The sequence below is a fragment of the Peptococcaceae bacterium 1198_IL3148 genome, assembly GCA_036763105.1.
Taxonomy (GTDB): Bacteria; Bacillota; Desulfotomaculia; order Desulfotomaculales; family Desulfohalotomaculaceae; genus JBAIYS01.
Map to the genome: position 1 here is coordinate 295,049 of JBAIYS010000001.1, position 22,368 is coordinate 317,416.

The window sequence follows — 22,368 nt, forward strand, 5'->3', positions numbered from 1 at the left end:
GCTCTACCACTCCCAGTTTTATAGATTGACTAGATCAGTCCCGATAATCTATATTTACGGCACTTAAATAAAATACCAATTAACAGCAATATAGTTAACGTTACCGCCAACACCCCGGCAAACACCAGCTGGTCGGCGGCAAATAAATAAGGATGCAACCCAAGCAGATAATCCATGGCATCGTTAATTAAAAACCAAACCGCCACCACCAACACCGCCCGCACCGGTATATATAAGTTATTTAAAAACCAAATCCCTTGGATAACCATCCCCAGATGGGATAGCCAAAGCATAATCTCTGTTATCTCCACCGTTCCGTGATAATGCCAATAATGGCTCATTAAAGCCACCGCCCAAATCCCATATTTTATGCAGGCGGTAACCGCCAAGGTTTGCAAAATGGGCAATCGCCAACCGATCAATGCCAATAAAAGTGCTAAACCAAACAACGTCGTTGACAACGGGCTGTCTGGTATTACTGGCCAAAAGTAAAATTCGGTGGTTGCCAGCTGCTGACGATACCAGTAATAACCGTAAATAGAACCCAATAGGTTTATTACTACCAAAATACCCATAAACCACCACTGTTGCCAAGGGTTTTTCCATAATCGTTTCAGTAATGCCAACAAAATATAATCTCCTAACTATTCTAAATATTTTTAATTATCCGGGCGGGCACCCCGCCCACCATTACCTTGGACGGGACATCTTTGGTAACCACCGATCCAGCAGCCACGATACTGCCATCGCCGATGGTCACCCCAGCTATAATTGTGGCGTTGGCTCCAATCAGCACATCATCACCGATGGTCACTTTCCCCACTCGGTACTCGGTCACTAAAAATTCATGGGCTAAAATGGTCACATTATAACCAATAATACTATTCCGACCAATGGTGATGTAATGGGGTAAAAAGATATCAAACATGGCCATCAACCCCACTGCCGCATTGGTGCCAATCTTCATACCCAGCAAATGTCGGTATAAAAAATTCTTGACCTCCAACCAAGGTAGGTATCTACAAATGGTAATCACGATAAAATTATAAGCCGACCGAAAGAGCCCACAGATTTCGTTCATGCTGTACATAGAATTTTTACCTGTGGTCACCGGATGTGATTCTACCCTTCTCACTTAGGACACCCCATGCATTCCAATAATCTGTCTAAATCATGTACCGCCCCATCATAGGCTGCCAGCGTTTTAACGCCGGTGGTTTCTTCTATATATTGAGCCATTAATCCCCGCAAATCCACAGGCTCCACACAAACGTGATTAAAGTGAGTAATAAAACAAAGCTTCACATGGGAGCCCTGCAACAGATGGGCCAAGCCTAAAGTTGTAATGTGTCGATGCAACCACGCGTTGTGGGTGGTTACATTGGCAATTAAAACATCCACTGCCGAAAAGGCTTCTTTAATGTCACAACGATACTCCACTATATCCAGCAAATCCATCACCGGCCCTTTGTGGGGTCCCTTGCCCACTTCCACCAGCCCCTCTGGGGTGGAATATTTGCGCACATAATTGGTATCACTGGTATAGCCAATGGTCAGCTGGCCGGTATCCAATATAAAACCAAAGTTTTCGTCACTATGATAAACCTTAATCGGTGTCAACCGAACATCCTTCAGGGTGATGGGCTGTTGAGCTTGTAACCTAATCACCTGGGGGCCGCCCCGATAGCCGGCGTAGGCTGCAAATCCTTGATGATAGTAACTGATAATCCCTTCCCCATCCAGCACATTATGGGGTGCCAATAGGTGACCCCGCCGGGCGTACATTGCCCAACACATCGCCTCCACCACACCCTCGGCCCCACCATAGTGGTCCAGGTGTCCGTGGGAGATGTAAACGGCATCCAGCATGCCCAAATCTAAGTTCATTTGCTGGGCCCGCACCACCGCACCGGGACCGGGATCAACATAAATTCTCACCCCACCGGCGGCAATAATAAAGCCCGCCGTTTGGGGTTGCTGAGTAAAGGTTGCTTCTGGGTTACCCCCGGTGCCTAAAAAGATAACGCCATTACCGGTGGGCGGGGTTATCTCCCGCTTTCGGTGTCGCCAAAAGGATTGTTGTACCGCCTGATTTGTATGCTCACATAAAAAACCTTTAATATCGTTCTTCATCTAGCCCTTACCTACTTGGCCGCGCAATTTATTGGCAATGTCCTCCAGTTTTCTCATCCGGTGATTTACTCCGGACTTCCCCACCGGCGGGTTCATCAACTCACCCAGTTCCTTTAAACTGATATCTGGATTGCTAAGCCGCAGTTCGGCAGTTTCCTTTAATGCCGGGGACAGTTTACTAAAGCCAATTTTATTGTGTATGTACTTGATGTTCTCCAGTTGCCGCACCGCGGCATTGACAGTCTTATTTAAATTAGCGGTTTCACAGTTTACCAAGCGATTAACCTGGTTGCGCATATCTTTATAAATACGAATATTTTCAAATTCCAACAACGCCTCGTGGGCACCCATGTTATTTAGGCACTCCACTATTTGTTCACTTTCCTTTAAATAAACCACATACCAATTTTTGCGCACGCTGATTTTAGCACCTAGATTGGTCTTCTTCATGACATGACAAATCTCTTCGGCGTGTTGGGCGTCATTGGTGATTATTTCCAAGTGGTAATTTCCCTCGGGATTACTGATGGAGCCACCACCTAAAAATACCCCCCGCAAATAGGCCCGACGACAACACACCCTGCTTAGTTTACCTAATTTAACATCTGAGCGCGGCATTCTGAGTTCCTTGTCCCACATGCCCAATTTGGCCAGCACATTTTCCACCTCAGCATGGGGTGGAATCCGCACCAAATAAATATTGTTCTTTTTTAACCGCACTTTACGTTGTACCATTACTTCGGTCCGGAGGCCAAATAATTTTTTCACCAAAGTCAGTAACTTGCGGGCCACTGCAGCATTTTCAGTAGCTATGGTAATGGCCAGTTTTTGACCGGAAATAGAAATGCTGCCATCCATTTTCAAAATCGCTGCCAGTTCCGTTAGCTGACAACATCTCCGCGGCCCCACAACCCTGGCCAATTCATTTTTAGTAAACACCGAAAAAGACATTGTGACAACCCCTCTTTCTGCCACGTACATTATATCATAAAAGCAATGATGAATTAGGAAATAAGAAAACACATTAGCATTCACAAAGTAGTATGAAAATAAGAACGTAACAATTGTTACCCGAACATGTAGGGGGCGATTTATCGCGCCCACAAAGCAACGTTTGTATTTAGATAAAACTTATCACTATGTGCAAATGTTACGTTCTCTGGGATCGATAAACCACAAAATGCATTTGCAAGCAACAATGAATGTGTTTTCGCAAAAAACCCTAATTCAAAATTCATAATTACTCTTTAGAATAGTCTTGGATAAATTTTTTCCTTTCCGCCGGGGTCTTATTAGCAAAAATCAGTTTTAAAATAGCCCGGGCCAGTTTTTGGGAATGGTGACGCACCACATCGGTCTCCAGCACCAGATCTTCGGCCACCACCTTTACCCCCATAGACCGCAACTTGCTAATATCCGCCACCACCGGCGAGGCCTCCTCTTGTTGATATCTTTTAACCAGATGTTTGGGAATTAAACCTTTGTTGACAATAATATGGTCCACCAGTTGACCGCCATGTTGTTGGATGGCCTTTAGGTGATCACTGGCGGTAAAGTCTTTGGTCTCCCCCGGTTGAGTCATCACGTTACATACATAGACCTTCAGCGCATATGAGTTTTTGATGGCTTCCGGTATACCCGCCACCAACAGATTGGGAATAACACTGGTGTAGACACTGCCCGGCCCCAGCACAATGGCATCGGCCTCTTCCAGTGCCTTTAACGCCTGGGGCAGCGGTTGACAATTTTCCGGTTCTAAAAAGATATTTTTTATTTTTTTCCCTCTGGCCGCCAGCGAGCATTCGCCGCGCACCACCGCACCATCGGAAAATCTTGCTCCAATCACCACATTTTCCAGCGTGGAAGGCAGCACTTGGCCCCGAATGGCCAATACCTTGGATAGCGCCTGCACACCGCCATAAAAACCCCCGGATAGATCAGATAGCGCCGCGATAAATAAGTTCCCTAAACTATGTCCCGCCATCTCGCCGCCCTTAAAGCGGTATTGCAGCACATGCTCCATCAAGCTTTCTTTATCGGCCAATGCCACCAGGCAGTTACGGATATCCCCCGGTGGCAATATGCCCAACTCATCCCGCAGCCGTCCAGAACTGCCACCATCATCGGTAACCGCCACAATGGCCGTGATATTGCTGGTATATTCCTTCAAACCCTTCAGTAGTGTAGATAGGCCGGTACCGCCACCAATTACTACAATCTTCGGTCCCTTTTGCAAATATCTGCGTTTATAAATTAAATCCACCACACTGTCGTCGTCATCCCGGGATAGCTCTCCCACCACCGTACTGAAGGCCCTCCACAACCCATATCCGGCAATAATAAAACCAACTACTAAAAGCGTTGCACCAGCTAACCAGTTAGGAATACCCTTTGGCGCTATTTCTGAAATACGTTCAACTAAACCGGGAACCAGAAAACCAAAACCCACCGTAATGATGACTGTGCCCAACAAGCCCATCGTCAGCCAGCGCTTGATACCCATGCCTGGGTATAGCCATTTTAACCACGTCAACAATTACTACACACTCCGTTCTTGTTCATCAATGTCCCGGTGCCTCACTGCCACTTTGTAACCCTGTTTTCTTAAAAAGTCACCCAGCCAATTGGCCAACGTAACAGACCGATGCATACCACCGGTGCAACCAATGGCGATCATCAATGTGGCTTTGCCCTCTTTTTTATAGTGAGGTATCAAATACTCAATCAGTTCGGAAAACTTAGTTTTAAATTCAGTTGTTACCTCTGAACTACACACGTGCTGTTGCACAGCAGGATCATTGCCTGTTAAGTGCCGCAGTTCCGGCACGTAGTAAGGATTGGGTAAAAATCTCACATCCATCACCAAGTCGGCATCCAACGGAATACCATTTTTGTAACCAAAGGATATCACCGTAATAAATAAATCATAATCATCACGGGTGTCACCATAGATGCTATTTATTTCTTGTTTCAGCTGTTTTTCGCTAAGATTAGAGGTATCAATTACCCGGGTGGCTTTGCCACGCAATTCTTTAACTAAAGCTCGCTCTTCCTTAATATCTTCTAAAATTTCGCCACCGGACAACGGGTGACGCCTGCGGGATGCCTTATAACGACGCACCAGCACTTCGTCGGAAGCCTCTAGAAATAATATTTCATACTTGATGTCTTTATTATCTAAATCTGCCAACGCCGCAAAAACTGTGTTAAAAAACTCCCGGCCCCTGATATCCACCACCATGGCGGTTTTTTTCATATCGGATTGTTGACAAAGCTCAGCAAACTTCGGTATAAATGCTGGCGGCAAGTTATCCACCACAAAATAGCCTAAATCTTCTAAATTGCGCACTGCCGTAGTTTTTCCCGCCCCAGACAATCCGGAAACAATTAAAATTCTGGATTTCATCCGCTTCCTCCTCGATGCTAGTTTCGATAACATTTCAGTGCCAGGGCAATTAGACCCCGGGCCCCTGCTTTTGCTCCCAAGCGGGCCGGTACAATTTTCATCCGTGCCAACGGTGCCTGTAACGCCCGGCTTTCTATCTCCCGCTGCATTACCGGCCAAAACATTTCTTTACTGTTCATCACACCGCCCCCCAGCACCACTAACCCCGGGTTGATGATATTGATCAGGTTGGCAATGCCAATACCTAAAGCCCTGGCGGCGCCGGCAACAATGGCTTTGGCCTCATGATCGCCCTCTTGGGCGGCGGCCACCACCGCCTGGGCATCAACGGTACCCAGTTGACCCCCGGCAGCCCGAAGAACCCTTTCACCTCTGCCCTGCAGCACCAGTTCTCTGGCGGCATTGGCCATGGCGGTACCGGAAGCTAATGACTCCAAACAGCCGGTGTTACCACAATTACACAAAGGGCCGTCGGGCATGATGGTCATATGTCCAATCTCCCCGGCATTATCAGAGGCCCCGTGATAGATTTGGCCATTAGTAATGATGCCACCACCAATGCCGGTGCTAACAGTGACGTAGATCATGTCCCTTTGGCCAACACCGGCCCCATAGACATGCTCACCAAAGGCAGCGGCATTGGCATCATTCTCCACCAACACCGGTACCTGCAGTTTGTTTTCTAATATTTGTTTCAGGGCCAGGTTTGTCCAAGGCAAGTTGGGGCAAAAGTATACCCAGCCATTGGCCACATCAACTGGCCCCGGTACACCCACTGCTACCGCCAACAGGCCCCCCCTTACACCAATCTGCTGTTGCACAGCGGTAACGGTTTGCACCACCCGTTCCATTACCCCTTCGGCGCCCTCATCGGCCATGGTCGGCACTGTCACCTCAGCCAACACATTGCCCAACGGGTCCGCCAGCATGGTTAATATTTTAGTACCCCCAACATCCACGCCAACCACATAGTTCATAAACATTCACCTTCAAACTAGCCATTCATAATTCATAATTCTAATTCAATGTTTATCAATGGGTAACACAATCAATATACCCCACAAACCTATGTCCTATGTAAGACATTTAGGCATTTAGGTAATTAATCAGCTAGCACCAATTTCTCCAGCACCTTGGCCACTCCGTCCTCCTCATTGGAGTCAGTGATGTAGTCGGCAAGGGTTTTAATGTGATCCCGGGCATTGGCCATCACCACTGCCATGCCGGCATATTCCAGCATTTCCACATCGTTGTCGCTATCTCCAATGGCCATTACCTCATGCTGTTGCACATTAAAAAGCTCTGCCAGCTTAGCCAAGGCATAGCCCTTGGTGGCTTTGGGGTGAGAAAACTCCAAAAAGGTTGGTTTGGATTTACAGACGTGTAAGCGATCACGATAAATGGGTTCCATAATGCCCTTTAGATCATCTATCTGAGATTCGGTACTGATCACCACAATTTTAGTGGGGGGTTGTTGTAAAAACGCCACTAAATCCCCCACCGGATTGAGATCCACCCCACAAATGCGGGCGTAATCCAGCCCTACGGGCGTCACCTTTTCCACATAAAGCTTGTCATCGGTATAGACATTGATATGGTATCCGCATTTTTGTACATCGGCCACCACCTGCCGGGCCAACTCCAACGGAATTGTCTTGTGGGCCAACACTTCACCCGAAAGGGCATTTTTAACCAACGCCCCTTGGTAAGTAATCAACGGTAAATCAATGCCCAACTGCATGGCATAGGGGTACGCAGAACAAAACATTCTGCCGGTTGACAGCGTAACATGTATGCCCTTTTCTCTAACCCGACGCACTGCCTGCAGAGAGCGTTCGGTTATTTCTAACCGGTTGTTCAACAAGGTGTCATCCATATCTATTGCAATTAATTTATATTTGTCCATTTTATCCTCCCGTTATTTACTTACCATCATTCTATTGTTTAACGGTTTTTTCCTGCCTAAAGAAGTTATAGACCGCCTCCGCTGCCTTGCGGTTCATGCCCGACACACTCTGCAATTGATGCAAGTCGGCATTTTGAATATTGGCCAACGTTTTAAACTCCTGCAGCAGCGCCCGCTTGCGCACCGTGCCAACGCCCTCTATCTCGTCTAGCAACGATTTAAGATTCCGTTTCGTCCTCAGCGACCGGTGATAGGTGATGGCAAAGCGGTGCGCTTCATCCCGCAACCGCTGTACCAGGTATAAAGCTTGGGAATTGCGGGGTAGCACAATGGGCTCACTACTACCTTCCGAAAAAAGCAACTCCTCCTTCTCCGCCAAACCAAAGGTGGGAATATCGTCCACCCCCAGCGAACGCATCACCTCCCGGGCAGCAGACAACTGCCCTTTACCACCATCTATAATGACTAAGTCTGGGAACCGATGAAATTTGGCTTCCTTGGTGGAAATTTGTCCGGTTCTAATTAATTTTTGTTCTTCCAACCCCCGGGTAAACCGGCGGGTCAACACCTCCTGCATCGAGGCAAAGTCATTGGGGCCCTCCACCGTCTTGATTTTAAAGCGCCGGTACTCTTTATTATTGGGCTTACCCTCCTCAAAAACCACCATCGAGGCCACCTGCTCCGTCCCTTGGGTGTTGGAAATATCATAACATTCCATGCGGTACGGGGGCTTGGGCAAAGATAACGCCCGGGCCAAATCAGCCATCGCCCCGTCCAAACGATCCTGGGCTAAGCCCTCCAACTCAATTTGTTGTAGCACCAACAGCGCATTTTTAGCGGCCATTTCCACCAGTTTTAGTTTTTCACCCCGTTTTGGCGTTCTGACCGTCACCTTAGAGCCCCGCTTTTGGCTCAACCATTCCCCCATCACCTCTGCCTCGTCAGCAATATCTTCGGACAACAGCACCTGTTTGGGGATAAAGTCCACTTGGCTATAATACTGCTTTAAAAATCCCGCCATCACCTCCGCCCGACTAAGGTCATCGGTGTTTTTCAGCATGTGGTGTTCCCGGCCAATCAATTTTCCGCCCCGGATAAAAAACACCATGGTACACACCTCACCCTGCCCCCGGGCCATGGCCACCACATCCTGATCTTCCAAACCCTCGGAAACAATTTTTTGTCTTTCCATCACTTTGTTAATGGCCTGCAATTGATCCCGCAACTGGGCGGCCCTTTCAAAATCCAACTCCTCAGCCGCCTGATGCATGCGTTTTTCCAGGCGTTTAACTAAGTCATCCTGCCGCCCTTCCAAAAACATCACAATCTCATTAATGGTGCTGCGGTACTGTTCTTTATCCACATTTTTAGTGCAGGGCGCCAAACACCGCTTGATATGATAGTTTAAGCAGGGCCGGGTGCGGGAGGCAAACTGCTTTTGACTGCAGGACCGGGAAGGAAACAATTTCTTTAACAGTTTTAGCGTTTCGTTCATCGCCCCCACCTGGGTATAAGGCCCAAAATACCGAGAACCATCCTTCACCAGCCGTCGGGTGGTCAGCACCCGGGGGTAATCCTCGGCCAGCGTCACCTTGATGTAGGGATAAGTTTTATCATCCTTTAACAACACATTATAGCGGGGTCGATATTCTTTAATTAGGTTACATTCCAGGATTAGCGCTTCCACTTCCGAGTCGGTCACAATGTATTCCAAATCGGCAATGTGCTCCACCAGCGCTTTGGTTTTAGCAGAATGCTGGGCCCCCTGTTGAAAGTAGGAACGCACCCGATTCTTCAACGACACCGCTTTACCAACATATATCACGTCACCATCGCCATTGCGATAGATATATACACCTGGTTTTGAGGGAAGATGTTTAAGTTTTTCATCCAGTTTCATAAAAAATGACACCTCTTTCCATCATTATAAACATTATACTCATTGACAACACCCACGCAAAAGATTTAAAATTTTGTAAACAAGTAAGTAACTGGTTAGTTACCTAGCCAAAGGCGAAGCCTTTGGCAATTTTGAATTATAAATTTTGAATTGAATTAGTTAAGTAGGGGCTGATTTCCACGCCAGCCCGCAGAACAAACCTACGTTGCTTTGGCGGGGCGGCGTGGAAACCGCCGCCCCCTACCAATTAGGATGAGAAAACAAATGCAGGTGGCTTTTGCAATTGCTTCATAAACAAAGGATTAATTAAAAACCTGACACCTGCTGCAGGTAGCGAACGATATATAGTTGAGCAGCGAACCGAACTTAGCGAAGGAGGCCGGCGAAATCTATCCTTAGTGAGCGGTGCAGCAGGTGGCAGGTTTTGCCGTAACCCATACCCAACAGCAAAGTAAATATCAAACCACAGCAAAAGACACCGGTATCTCAACTAGCCAAAGATAAATTTAAGGAGGCCACAAATGGCTAAGGAGCGCAATGCAGAGGAATCTAGAAATCGCATTATCACTGCGGCGGAGGAGATTTTTGCCGACAAGGGGTTGGACGGAGCCCGGGTAGATGAAATTGCTGCCGCCGCCCAAATCAATAAGCGCATGATCTATCATTACTTTGGGGGTAAAGAAGAGCTTTATATCGAAGTGATGCGCAACAATTACAACAAAATATTAGAAACCCTGCACCGGGCCAACATCAGAGGAAATGCCCTAAACAAAGTAACCCAGTTTATTAAAAATTACTTTTACTTTCTGGCGGAAAACGAAAAATTTGTTCGATTAATCCATTGGGAAGCTTTACACGGCGGGCGCTACTCCCGCCAAATATTGACCGATATCTCCAAAGCAATTATGCCGGAACTAATGCAACTGTTGGAAGAGGGGGTTCAAGAGGGGTCCATCCGCGAGAATTTGGATATCCGGCACTTAATTATCAGCATCAACGCCATCAACATGATGTATTTTTCCCGGCAAGACGTCTTTGATTTCATGTGGGAACAAGAACAGGATGTAACTGCCCCTAAGGCGCTGGAAGAACGGCTGCAACACATCCTGGATTTTACCTTTAACGGCATCCTCAATCACAAAGCTATGGAGGGATAAACTATGGATACCAATTCTTTCACCGCCATTGAGAAGAACAAAAAGCGGACGCTGATTATCCTGTTGGTCATTATCGCCATCACCGCCCTAATATTTACCGGTTACCGCTACCAAAACAACAGCACCCAAGCCCAAGAACAAGCGGACTTGTCCATCACTGGCACCATTGAAGCCCGCAGCGCCATAGCCTCCTTTAAAGTGCCGGGCAAATTGGAGACGCTGCTGGTGGATGAAGGGGCCAAGGTAGAGGCAGGCCAAAAACTGGCCACACTGGAAAACAGCCAACTGCAGGCTAAACTAACCCAGGCCGCCGGGGCAGCCCAAGCGGCAGCGGCCCAAGCTCAACAGGCCCGAGAGGCCATTACCTTAACTGAACAGCAGGTGGAAACCACCATTGCCCAACTGCAGGCTAAGGTGGAGCAGGCAGAAGTGGGTTTAAAAAACGCCCAGCAGCTTTACGATCGCATGACGGTGCTACATAACAGCGATGCCATTTCCCAAAGTGATTATGACCAAGCAGTGAATGGTTATCAGTTGGCCCAAAGTCAGTTGGCCGAAGCCAAGGCTGCCCTTGATCAGGCCATTGCCTCCCGCACTAAAGTAGCCACCGCCCAGTCTGAGTATCAAGCGGCACTGGGACAAAGCCAGCAGGCCCAGGGGGCGCTGCATGAGGCCCAGGCCTACTTAAACGATGCCACCCTAAAGGCACCGATAGCCGGTTATATCACTCAGAAATATTTGGAAGTGGGCGAAATGCTCAATGCCGGCACCCCGGTTTTTGAAGTTAGCGACCTTACCCACCCCTATGTCAAAGTTTATATCAGCGAAGATAAGATTGGCCGGGTTCACCTAAACCAGCAAGCGGAAGTTAAAGTGGACGCCTTTCCCAATCAAGTTTTTAAAGGCCAAGTGGTGTGGATCAATAACGCCGGGGAATTCGCGGTGAAAAAGGCGGTCAATGAACAACAACAGCACGATGTCCGCAGCTATGAAGTGAAAATAGATGTGCCCAATCCCGATTTATTATTAAAGGTGGGCATGACTGCCACGGTAAATATATTGCAGGAGGCCGAATAAGCCATGGAGCCAGTAATCTCTGTCGATAACTTGGTGCAAAGGGTGGGGAAAAAAATCATTCTCAACCAACTGTCCTTTGAGGTCTATGCAGAATGTTTCGGCGTCTTTGGCACCCGGGGCACCGGCAAAACCTCTTTACTACATATCTTAGCGGGCATAGATAAGTTTAAATCCGGCCAAGTGACGGTGCTGGGGATGGATATTAATCGCAGCGAAAGGTATAAAAATCACCTGGGCCTGGTGACCCAACAACCCAGTTTATTCCCGGATTTAAGGGTGGCCGAAAACTTGGACTTTATCGCCACCCTGAAAAATGCCAATAAATGTAATATCAATCCGTTAGTCGAACAATTGGAGCTGGAACCGTTCTTGGGCCAGCCCATTAAAGGGTTGGAGGCGGGGGTTTATCAGCGACTGGCTTTGGCCTGTGCTCTGCTCAACCACCCACAAATTTTAATTGTCGATCAGTTGATTGACGATATAGACATCTATTCCCGCCGCCTAATGACTCAAGCCATAAGCAACTTCTTAGCCCAAGGCCATACCTGTATCTGGGGGTTCAGCAACCCGGAATATTTTAAACTGATGGATCGGGTTGCCTGGTTAGAGGGGGGCCAAATTACCCTTTACGCCGGGGACGCCGCCCAACAAAAATGGCAGCGGCAACTAAACTCTGGCCACCGCGGTGAAGACGATGCTTAAACAATGTCTGACCATTATGTACCGAGAAATTTTCTATATGTGGCGGGACAAAGGGCTGCGCTATATATTATTGCTGGGCACACTGCTGGGATTACTGCTGTTCGTTGGCACCTACAACGCCCAAGTAATTAAAGATATTCCCACCGCGGTGGTGGACTTGGATCACTCCGCCGCCAGCCGGGACCTAATTGATAAACTGACCGCCGCCGAGTACCTAAACATCACCACCTACCCCGACAGTTATCAACAGGCCCAGCAACTAATTGCCCAAGGCCGAGCCATGGTGGCGGTGGTGATTCCAGAAAACTTCGGCCGGGATGTTTCGCTAGGGCGGCAGACCACCATTTACACTGCCATTGATGGCAGCAACATTGTCTATGCCACCAATGCCAACACCGCCATCCTCACCGTCACCCGGACGGTCAGTGCCCAAGCGGGAGTGAAAAGGTTACTAACCAGCGGCATAGCCCATTCCCAAGCAGAGGAGGCTTATCTGGGGGTCAGCCAAGTGGAAGAACCTTGGTTTAACCCCACCCAGAACTATGCTTATTTTTTAGTGCTGGCATTAACGCTCAATATTTGGCAACAATGTTGCACATTGCTGGCCACCACCAACGTCATTGGCGAAACCGGCAACCGCAGTTGGTATCAATTTAAGTCCATTGGTTTTTCTAAAGCCAAGCTATTTATCAGTAAATCCATCGTGCACATCATCACCTTCATGTTGTTGGTTATGCCAGTCTATTTATTGTGTTTCACCGTGTTAAAAATGCCGCTGGATCAGCACTTAGGCACATTGTTACTCTTTACGCTGGTGTTTGCCATCAGTATACATAGCATCGGCACGTTGGTGTCCAGCTTTGCCAGAAATGCCGTGGATGCCACCAGATTTGGTATGATCATTGCCCTGCCCTCCTTTGTGCTATCGGGTTATACCTGGCCGTTGGAGGCAATGCCCCATTGGATTCAATGGTTGGCCAAACTGCTGCCCCAAACCTGGTTTTTCCAAGGCTTTAACCTGCTGGCCTTTAAGGACCCCAGTTGGCCGTCGGTGGCGCAGCACTTCGCAGTGCTGCTGTTGATAGCTGTGATCTGTTACAGCGTGGCAACAATCTTCGTTTGGCGACGCAGTTAGGGGGGGACTAAATTGCGACAAATACTAAACATCGCTTGCTATGAAATGTATCATATCGTACGGGATCGGATATTATTGTTGATGGTATTCTTAGTTCCCCTGTTATATGCAGTGGTGCTGGGAGCAGTCTACATGACCGGCATTATCAGTGCTGTTCCGCTGGGCATTGTGGATTTAGATCGGTCCTCCTTCAGCCGGGAAATTGTCAGCGCCTTTGAAAACAGTCCTCACTTTGCGGTACAACAACAAATAGAAACCTACGATCAGTTGGAAAGGGCAATGAATGATGGCACCGTCAAGGCGGGAGTAGTGATTCCGGAGGATTTAAGTGCAGTGACCGCCCAGCACCGCAACGGTAAGGTGTTGACGGTCTATGATGTTTCCAACTTAATTTGGGGATTTAATACCCGGAAGTATTTGATGCAGGTGGTTAATGAGGTTAACGCCAATCACACCGCCAGTTACTTGGCCGGATTAGGTTACACCGAACAGGAAATCCAAAACACGTTAAACACCGTGGCCAGCAATGTGGAGGTTTGGTATAACCCCACCTACAGCTATGCCACTTACATGTTTCCCGGCTTATTGCTGATGATTATTCACCAGTTGGGCCTGTTGACCACCAGCCTGTCCATCACCCGGGAAAAGGAGCATAACAGTTGGCTGCAATACCTCAGTGCCTCGGTGCCTAAGGGGAAAATTTTCATCGGCAAGTCACTGCCCTACTTTATCGCCAACTTTTTTAACTACGGATTGCTGATTTGGTTTGCCACCCATTTTATTGGCGTCAAAATTGGCGGGTCGCTGGGTTTAGTGGTGCTACTCGGCCTAATTTTTAACATAATCATTACCTCGCTGGGGTTCTTCATTTCAGTGCTGGCACCCAACTCGCTGCAGGTAACCAGATACATCATGTTGCTTTCGGTGCCGATGTTTATGATCTCCGGTCTCACTTGGCCCCAAACTCAAATACCAAAGGTAATTAATTATCTGGCCAACCTACTGCCCTTCACCTGGATGGCCAACGGTTTTCGAGCCATCACGCTAAAGGAGCTGGGCATGCAGTATGTCAGCACCAGTCTATTGGTATTAACGGCCATGGCGGTGGTAGCGCTGGTGCTGGCCCTAAATTTCAGCAAACGAAGAAAACCACCTCAGCAACCGGGGTTGACGGTCAATTGCGGCACCAGTTACCCCAGGCGGTTGGGTAGGTAACTTTCATCATTACAGACAAATGTAGGGGTTCGATTTATCGATCCCATAAAAGTAACCTTTGCCCATGGAGAAACTCTCTGTTTCACAGGCAAAGGTTACTTGGCGGGCTTGATGAACCCAGCCCCTACGCGTTCGTTTAACATTTGTGATGGAAACACTATTTTGGTTTTACTGGGCGGCCATCATTTCTGCTGCCATATCCTCCGCGTCCTGCGCCTCGAACTTGGCGCTTCGCTCTTTGTCCCGTTCCAATACTGGTTTTAGGTACTGACCGGTGTAGGATTGTTGTACCTGCACCACCGTTTCGGGACTGCCGGTGGCCACCACTTGTCCGCCCTTATCGCCGCCCTCGGGACCCAGGTCGATGATGTGGTCGGCGGTTTTAATTACATCTAGGTTGTGCTCAATCACCACCATGGTGCTGCCGTTGTCCACCAACCGGTGTAGCACCTGCAACAGCCGATCGATGTCGGCAGCGTGGAGTCCGGTGGTGGGCTCGTCCAAAATGTACATGGTTTTGTCGGTGGAGCGGCGGGATAACTCGGTGGCCAGTTTCACCCGCTGGGCTTCCCCGCCGGACAGTTCGGTGGCCGGTTGCCCTAAACGAATGTAGCCCAAGCCCACATCCTGCAACGTCTTGATCTTGCGGTGAATCTTGGGGATGTTTTTAAAGAACTCCACCGCTTCATCCACACACATATTTAAAACGTCGGCAATGGATTTGCCTTTGTATTTGACCTCCATAGTCTCCCGATTATAACGGGCCCCTTTACAAACCTCACAGGGCACGTAAACATCCGGCAAAAAGTGCATCTCAATTTTGATAATGCCATCGCCCTGGCAGGCTTCACAGCGGCCGCCCTTGACGTTAAAACTAAACCGTCCCGGCTTATAGCCCCGCATCTTAGCCTCGGGCAATTGGGCAAACAGCTCCCTAATATAGCTAAACACGCCGGTATAGGTGGCTGGGTTGGAGCGCGGTGTCCTACCAATTGGTGATTGGTTAATATCTATCACCTTATCTAAGTGCTCTAAACCTTGAATTTCCTTAAATTGACCCGGGCGATCTTTGGCCCGGTGTAATTTTTGGGCCAAGTGCTTGTAAAGCACCTCATTGACCAACGTACTTTTACCGGAACCGCTGACGCCGGTAACACAGGTAAATACACCCAGCGGAATGGAGATATCCAGATCCTTTAAATTGTTTTCCCGGGCGCCAATAATTTTCAGTTCTTGGCCGTTGCCCTGCCGCCGCTGCTGAGGAACCGGAATCACCTTGCGACCACTTAAATATTGGCCGGTAATGGATTGCTCATCGGCAATTATTTGTTGGGGCGTGCCGGCGGCAATCACTTTACCACCCTTTTCCCCCGCCGCTGGGCCAATATCAATCACGTGGTCTGCAGCCAAAATGGTGTCTTCATCGTGTTCCACCACGATCAGAGTATTGCCCATATCCCGCAGTCGTTCCAGCGTCTTAATCAACCGCGTGTTGTCCCGCTGGTGTAAGCCAATGCTGGGTTCATCCAGCACATACAACACTCCGGTCAAACCAGAACCAATTTGGGTGGCCAAGCGAATCCGTTGGGCCTCACCGCCGGAAAGGGTGCCGGCCGCCCGATCCAAGGTCAAGTAATCCAAACCCACATTAACCAAAAAGCCTAAGCGCTCTTTAATTTCTTTCAGGATTTGCCGGGCAATCATCTGCTCTCGCTCGGTAAACTTTACTTCTTGAAAAAACTGTTGTAGTTTAACCACCGACATGGCAGTAATTTCGGTAATGTTTTTGCCGGCAATCAGTACCGACAGAGCCTCGGGCTTTAATCTAGCCCCTTTACAAACAGGGCAAGGCTTAACAGTGATGTATTTTTCCAAATCATCCCGTCGATAGTTAGACGTGGTTTCTTTATACAATCGATTCAGGTTGTTAATTACCCCTTCAAAAACCGCACTGTATTTATAGCCATCGCCAAAGACAAAGTTAATCTTCTCTTTACCAGAGCCATAAAGCACTCGCTCCAGGTCTTGGGGGTTCATTTGCTCCACCGGCACATCCAAACTAAAGCCATAGTGCTCCGCCACAGCTTGCAAAATACTTTGGCTGTTGAAGCTTTTATACCAACCCTTAATGGCTCCTTCGGCAAGGGATATACTTTTATCCGGAATTACCAGATCCGGGTCGATTTCTTCATTAAAGCCCAAACCGGTGCAAGTGGGACAAGCACCAAAGGGACTGTTAAAGGAAAACAGTCTGGGGGTAATTTCGCTAATGCCAATGCCACAATCGGCACAGGCAAAGTTTTCACTAAATACCAAGGGCGAGCCGTCCACAACATCCACCGTCACCACTCCCTGGCCTTCCTTAAGGGCAGTTTCCAACGAATCTGCCAGACGTTTTTCAACCCCCTCCCGAATGGCCAAGCGGTCAATCACTATTTCAATGGTATGCTTTTTGTTTTTTTCCAGTTTAATTTCGGCAGTGGCTTCCTGCACTTCGCCATCCACCCGTATCCGTACATAACCACGTTTTTTTATACCCTCAAGGATTTTAACATGTTCACCCTTTTTCCCCCGCACCACCGGTGCCAGCAGTTGGATTTTAGTGCGTTCCGGCAGTTCCATTAACTGGTCCACCATCTGCTGTACCGTCTGTTGGGTAATGGGCTTGCCACATTTGGGACAGTGGGGTTGCCCCACCCGGGCATACAACAAACGCAGGTAATCGTAAATTTCTGTCACTGTACCCACCGTACTGCGGGGGTTTTTACTGGTGGTTTTCTGGTCAATGGAAATGGCCGGCGATAAGCCTTCAATGTAGTCCACATCGGGCTTATCCATTTGACCCAGAAACATCCGGGCATAGGCCGACAGTGACTCCACATAGCGACGCTGCCCCTCGGCATAAATAGTGTCAAAGGCCAACGAACTTTTGCCCGAACCGGACAAACCGGTAATTACCACCATTTTGTCCCTGGGTATCTCGATGTCAATATTTTTCAGGTTATGGACACGCGCGCCCTTAACCACAATTTTATCCAGCATGTCTGTCCTCCAGTTTGTAGAATTATCGCCTAATTCGCAGGGAGCGGTTTCCACGCCGCCCCGCCAACCAATTCAAAATTCCTAATTCAGAATTCCACTCCTACTCCTCCATCACTTCTGAAAAGGCCGGCTGGGGGTTTTTGACGCCCCGCAATCTCAGCCGCAATTCGATTAAGCTGTCCCGCAGTTGGGCGGCCTTTTCGAATTCCAGTTCCCGGGCAGCCTGTTTCATTTCCTTTTCCAGATCGGCAATCAGTTTTTTCAGGTCCTTTTTGGTCAACTTATCTACCTGCTTGCCGACGGTATATTTAGCCGGGGTCTCGGCAACTTTAGTGGCCTCTATAATATCCCGCACCGCTTTTTGCACCGTTTGCGGCGTGATGTTGTGCTCCTTGTTAAAGGCCATTTGAATTTCCCGCCGCCGTTCAGTTTCACCAATGGCCTTTTCCATCGACTTGGTCATTTTGTCGGCATACATAATCACTTTGCCTTCGGCGTTGCGGGCAGCCCGGCCGATGGTTTGAATCAGCGACCGCTCACTGCGCAAATAGCCCTCTTTATCGGCATCCAAAATGGCCACCAAAGTCACTTCCGGCAGGTCTAAGCCCTCCCGCAACAGGTTAATGCCCACCAACACGTCAAACTCGCCCAAGCGCAAGTCCCGCAAAATCTCCATCCGCTCAATGGTACCAATGTCGGCATGCATATAGCGCACTTTGATGCCATGTTCTTTAAAGTAATCGGTTAAATCCTCGGCCATTTTTTTAGTTAAGGTGGTTACCAACACCCGCTCTTTGCGTTCCACCCGCTGGCGGATTTCGCTTTCTAAATCATCAATCTGTCCCTTGGTGGGGCGCACAAATATTTCGGGGTCCACCAAACCGGTGGGACGAATAATTTGTTCCACAATCTGCTGACTGTGCTGCATTTCATAAGGCCCCGGTGTGGCCGATACGTAGATGCGCTGACCCACCTTTTGTTCAAACTCCTCAAACATCAATGGGCGGTTATCTAAGGCCGAAGGCAGGCGAAAGCCATGTTCCACCAAAGTCAATTTGCGGGACCGGTCTCCGGCATACATACCACCCACTTGGGGAATGGCCACGTGGGATTCATCGGCAATTAACAAAAAGTCATCGGGGAAAAAGTCCAACAAAGTATAGGGTGGCTCGCCCGGGGCCCGACCGGTCAAATGGCGGCTATAGTTCTCAATGCCGCTGCAATAGCCCACCTCCTGCATCATTTCTATGTCATATCTGGTCCGTTGCTCTAAGCGTTGGGCCTCCAGCAGTTTGTTCTGATCTCTCAGTTCCTTTAATCTTTGTTCCAATTCTTCCTCAATGGTGACAATGGCCCGCTCCATTTTGGCATCTGAAGTGGCGTAGTGGCTGGCTGGGAATACCGAGATATGATTCCTTTCTCCCAGCACCTCGCCGGTAAGCACATCAAATTCCACCATCCGATCAACTTCATCGCCAAACAGTTCTACCCGCAAACCCTTTTCGGTGGCCGAGGCGGGGTAAATCTCAATGATGTCTCCCCGCACCCGAAAGGTTCCCCGGGTAAAGTTAACGTCATTACGGCTATATTGAATATCCACCAGTCTACGCAAGATTTCATCCCGGTCATACACATTGCCGGTGCGCAATGACAACACCAGGTTGGAGTATTCCTCTGGGTTACCTAAACCGTAAATGCAAGAAACACTGGCCACCACAATGACGTCCCGCCGCTCAAACAGCGCACAGGTGGCCGAGTGACGCAATTTATCAATTTCATCGTTCAGGCTGCTGTCCTTTTCGATATAGGTGTCGGTTTGGGGAATGTAGGCTTCCGGTTGATAATAATCAAAGTAGCTGACAAAGTACTCCACCGCATTGTTGGGAAAAAATTCCTTAAACTCACTGCACAGCTGAGCCGCCAAAGTTTTATTGGGCGCCAACACCAACGTCGGCCGATTTTGATCAGCAATTACGTTGGCCATGGTATAAGTCTTACCAGAACCGGTAACTCCCAGTAAGGTTTGATGTTTTAATCCCCGGTCCAGCCCATCGATTAGTTGCCCAATGGCCTTGGGTTGATCACCTTGGGGGGTGTATTCGGATTTAAGTTGAAAATCCACGAGCAATCACTCCGTGATTTTAATTTTAATAACACAGCTAAATAACCTTTGCCAGTTGAGACTGCGGTGCCTCTTGCTATCAGTTACGGTTAAACCCCAACATCTGCTGCACCGCTCACTTTTAGATAGTTTCTTGATATTAAAATTATACCATTGCAGTCAAGTTTTCAAGACCTATCTAAGCAAAAATTTTAGGGCTCATTAAATGAGCCCTAAAATATATTATACATGTAGTTATTAACGTAATCCATGGTAGATAGTACATATTTCGAGATGTAAGGGCTCAATTCATTGAGCCCACCAAATTTGGTATGGCAACTTTATTCCAACGGCTGGAATCAGGCACCACCAATTATAATTCAAAATTCATAATTGCTTATTGCCCACCTTGCCCGCCGCCCTGTTGCTGACCGCCACCTTGTTGCCCTTGTTGCCCTTGCTGTTCCTGTTGTTGTTGGCCACCGGCTTGGCTTTCGATGGTTTGTACTTCACCATCTATTTGTACTTCCACCGTTTCACCTTCTTTGGTGGTGATCTTTAGGGTGGTCTTTTGTTGTCCCTGACCCTGCTGCTGGCCAGACTGTTGTTGCCCCTGTTGTCCTTGCTGACCTTGTTGCTGCTGACCTTGTTGCTGTTGACCTTGTTGTTGCTGACCTTGTTGTTGCTGACCTTGTTGCTGTTGCTGGCCTTGCTGTTCCTTCATTCTATCTTCCAGCAGGTAGGCATTTTCCTGTTGAATCAGCCTTGGGGGCACAATTTTGGTCGGCACTGTATAATCACCGTTATTTATTCTGGTGTCATAGTCAAAGGGTTTGCCCTCGGCTAAATCCTTGGCCGCCTGGTAAGCCAGTCCCGCCAACATGTCCGGCCGATTATCCACCTCGGCATCGTGTTCGCCACTGGTCAATGCCTTTACTGCTTTGGGATCTGCCCCGGCACCAACGGTAACCACCCGCCGTTCCATACCCATTTGCTTTAACACTTCCACCGCCGCCATGGCTAAATTGCTGTCATTGGCCAAGACGGCATCGATATCACTATTTTGAGCCAACACCTGCTGCATCGTCATTTTGGCTATATTGGCATCCCAACGGGGGTGTGGTTGCGATAACACCACATCAATGTTTTCTATACTTTGCAGCGCAGTGTTTACCGCTGCGGTAATGCCCTGGGCCATTTGATCATTGCTGTCCCCTTCCAACACCACCACTTTAATGGGTCCACCATCCTGAATGCCCATGGCTATCTGCTGCTCGTCTGGAATGATCAGCTGCTGTTGTTGCTGCCCTTGTTGACCGCCCTGCTGGCCCTGTTGCTCACCCTGTGGTGATTGTTGTCCCTGCTGTTGACCCTGTTGCTGCCCTTGCTGTTGCTGGGACGGCTGGGGGGTTAGCAACACTTCTCCCTGTTTAAGCTGTTGTTGGGCCTGTTGTAACAGCGTTTCCAAATAACGAACCTGTAAACTGCCGGTGCGACTGTGATCCGAAGTAATGTAGCCATCCACCGGCGTGTTCTCCGGCAAAGTCTCCAAAGCAATCACTTTAATGTTATTCTGCGTTAACAGGCGAACCAACTCCGGACCAATGGAGGCATCGGTAACTTGCAATATCACAACCTTAACCTTTTCCTCAATCAACTTTTGAATGTCCTTTTGCTGTTGGGTGGGATCACCCTTGGCATCCATCCAGGTAATTTTAGCCTTATCCTGCTTACCCGATTCGTTAATGATCTGTTTTATCGTTTGGTTGCCATTGCGCTGTATATCAGCGACACTAACCCCAATCTTAGGTCCCTGCTGTTGTTGGGGAGTTGGTTTTTTATTAGCACCGCCACAGGCAGTGGTCATTAACGCCGCCATCAATATCATTATTAAAAACCGACCCATTAACTTCAGCCCTTTCGCCATCCTTGTTAATGGTATTATGGTTTATTTTTTACTTTTTTACTTTTGAAAAATTTTCTTTTATTGATCCCCTGGGAGCAATTTTTTATATTCGTCCCGAATCATTTGAAAATCTTCCCAAACCGGTTTTTTTCGCCGTGGATCCCTCAGCAGGGCCGCCGGGTGGAATGTGGGCATAATTTTAATGCCACTTTTGCTCTCCAACCATTGACCGCGCATTTTGGTAATCCGCGCATCGGGGCTAATTAAGTTTTGTAACGCGGTGCCGCCCAATAGCACAATAATCCGAGGCCTAAGGATCTCAATTTGCTGCCACAGCCAAGGCAAACAGGCGGCGGCCTCCTTCCGGTTGGGTACCCGGTTGCCCGGTGGCCGACACTTAACCACATTGGCAATATAAACATCTTCCCGTTTTATTTCCGCCGCGGCTAAAATCTTATTTAAAAGTTGACCAGCGGCGCCCACAAAGGGTATGCCCTCCAAATCCTCGTCCTTGCCCGGTCCTTCACCAATCAACATTATTTTGGCATGGGGATTTCCGGTGCCAAATACAATATTGGTTCTGCCTGCGGACAAACCACAGCGCTGGCAACCAACTATTTCCTGCTCTATTTGTTCTAAACTCATAATACTCCCTCACTCACCTTTGTTATATCGCCATATATTTTAT

At 48.4% G+C, this 22,368-nt stretch carries 18 protein-coding genes; 5 read left to right on the forward strand and 13 right to left on the reverse strand.

The features are described 5' to 3' along the window. Positions 1-29: 29 nt before the first annotated feature. The 9 genes from V6C27_01565 to uvrC all read right to left on the reverse strand — a co-directional run bounded on the left by V6C27_01565 (position 30) and on the right by uvrC (position 9,345). Positions 30-629 carry a DUF1405 domain-containing protein gene (locus V6C27_01565; protein MEG6615114.1) on the reverse strand — a complete coding sequence of 200 codons (600 nt, stop codon included), beginning with the start codon at positions 627-629 and terminating at the stop codon, positions 30-32. Positions 630-649: 20 nt separating this feature from the next. Next, complete coding sequence (locus V6C27_01570) at positions 650-1,135, reverse strand: acyltransferase (protein ID MEG6615115.1); 486 nt, start codon at positions 1,133-1,135, stop codon at positions 650-652. Further along, positions 1,132-2,133 (reverse strand): MBL fold metallo-hydrolase, encoded by a 1,002-nt coding sequence (locus tag V6C27_01575; GenBank protein MEG6615116.1) that lies wholly within the window; start codon positions 2,131-2,133, stop codon positions 1,132-1,134. Before V6C27_01575 ends, V6C27_01570 begins: the two co-directional genes overlap by 4 nt. Next, positions 2,134-3,084: a DNA-binding protein WhiA gene (gene whiA, locus V6C27_01580; protein ID MEG6615117.1), complete on the reverse strand. Its 951-nt coding sequence runs from the start codon at positions 3,082-3,084 to the stop codon at positions 2,134-2,136. Positions 3,085-3,373: 289 nt separating this feature from the next. Next, positions 3,374-4,669: a YvcK family protein gene (locus tag V6C27_01585; protein MEG6615118.1), complete on the reverse strand. Its 1,296-nt coding sequence runs from the start codon at positions 4,667-4,669 to the stop codon at positions 3,374-3,376. Positions 4,670-4,672: 3 nt separating this feature from the next. Next, positions 4,673-5,539: an RNase adapter RapZ gene (gene rapZ, locus V6C27_01590; protein ID MEG6615119.1), complete on the reverse strand. Its 867-nt coding sequence runs from the start codon at positions 5,537-5,539 to the stop codon at positions 4,673-4,675. Between the two features lie 17 nt (positions 5,540-5,556). Further along, on the reverse strand, positions 5,557-6,516 hold the full coding sequence (locus V6C27_01595; GenBank protein MEG6615120.1) for an ROK family protein: 960 nt from the start codon (positions 6,514-6,516) through the stop codon (positions 5,557-5,559). 125 nt (positions 6,517-6,641) lie between these two features. Continuing rightward, entirely contained in the window at positions 6,642-7,445 is an 804-nt protein-coding gene (locus V6C27_01600; GenBank protein ID MEG6615121.1) for a Cof-type HAD-IIB family hydrolase, read from the reverse strand. Between the two features lie 31 nt (positions 7,446-7,476). Next, positions 7,477-9,345 carry an excinuclease ABC subunit UvrC gene (gene uvrC, locus V6C27_01605; protein MEG6615122.1) on the reverse strand — a complete coding sequence of 623 codons (1,869 nt, stop codon included), beginning with the start codon at positions 9,343-9,345 and terminating at the stop codon, positions 7,477-7,479. A 521-nt stretch (positions 9,346-9,866) separates the two neighbouring features. Here uvrC and V6C27_01610 point away from each other — a divergent pair. Genes V6C27_01610 through V6C27_01630 form a run of 5 tightly spaced genes read left to right on the forward strand, consistent with a single transcriptional unit; the run spans position 9,867 to position 14,631 of the window. Next, positions 9,867-10,502, forward strand: coding sequence for a TetR/AcrR family transcriptional regulator (locus tag V6C27_01610; GenBank protein MEG6615123.1), 636 nt, complete (start codon positions 9,867-9,869; stop codon positions 10,500-10,502). Positions 10,503-10,505: 3 nt separating this feature from the next. Next, positions 10,506-11,579 carry an HlyD family efflux transporter periplasmic adaptor subunit gene (locus tag V6C27_01615; GenBank protein MEG6615124.1) on the forward strand — a complete coding sequence of 358 codons (1,074 nt, stop codon included), beginning with the start codon at positions 10,506-10,508 and terminating at the stop codon, positions 11,577-11,579. A gap of 3 nt (positions 11,580-11,582) precedes the next feature. Next, positions 11,583-12,281: an ABC transporter ATP-binding protein gene (locus V6C27_01620; protein ID MEG6615125.1), complete on the forward strand. Its 699-nt coding sequence runs from the start codon at positions 11,583-11,585 to the stop codon at positions 12,279-12,281. Then, a complete protein-coding gene (locus tag V6C27_01625) occupies positions 12,274-13,416 on the forward strand; it encodes an ABC transporter permease (protein MEG6615126.1) in 1,143 nt (380 codons plus the stop codon). Before V6C27_01620 ends, V6C27_01625 begins: the two co-directional genes overlap by 8 nt. Positions 13,417-13,428: 12 nt before the next feature. Continuing rightward, positions 13,429-14,631 (forward strand): ABC transporter permease, encoded by a 1,203-nt coding sequence (locus tag V6C27_01630; protein ID MEG6615127.1) that lies wholly within the window; start codon positions 13,429-13,431, stop codon positions 14,629-14,631. A 168-nt stretch (positions 14,632-14,799) separates the two neighbouring features. Here V6C27_01630 and uvrA read toward each other — a convergent pair whose 3' ends face one another. From uvrA to V6C27_01650, 4 genes are all read right to left on the reverse strand, one after another. Continuing rightward, positions 14,800-17,673 (reverse strand): excinuclease ABC subunit UvrA, encoded by a 2,874-nt coding sequence (gene uvrA / locus V6C27_01635; GenBank protein MEG6615128.1) that lies wholly within the window; start codon positions 17,671-17,673, stop codon positions 14,800-14,802. A 100-nt stretch (positions 17,674-17,773) separates the two neighbouring features. Further along, positions 17,774-19,795, reverse strand: a complete 2,022-nt coding sequence (gene uvrB / locus V6C27_01640) for an excinuclease ABC subunit UvrB (GenBank protein MEG6615129.1) — start codon at positions 19,793-19,795, stop codon at positions 17,774-17,776. 376 nt (positions 19,796-20,171) lie between these two features. Then, on the reverse strand, positions 20,172-21,653 hold the full coding sequence (locus V6C27_01645; GenBank protein ID MEG6615130.1) for a substrate-binding domain-containing protein: 1,482 nt from the start codon (positions 21,651-21,653) through the stop codon (positions 20,172-20,174). Between the two features lie 105 nt (positions 21,654-21,758). Next, on the reverse strand, positions 21,759-22,325 hold the full coding sequence (locus V6C27_01650; GenBank protein ID MEG6615131.1) for a uracil-DNA glycosylase: 567 nt from the start codon (positions 22,323-22,325) through the stop codon (positions 21,759-21,761). Positions 22,326-22,368: the final 43 nt, after the last annotated feature.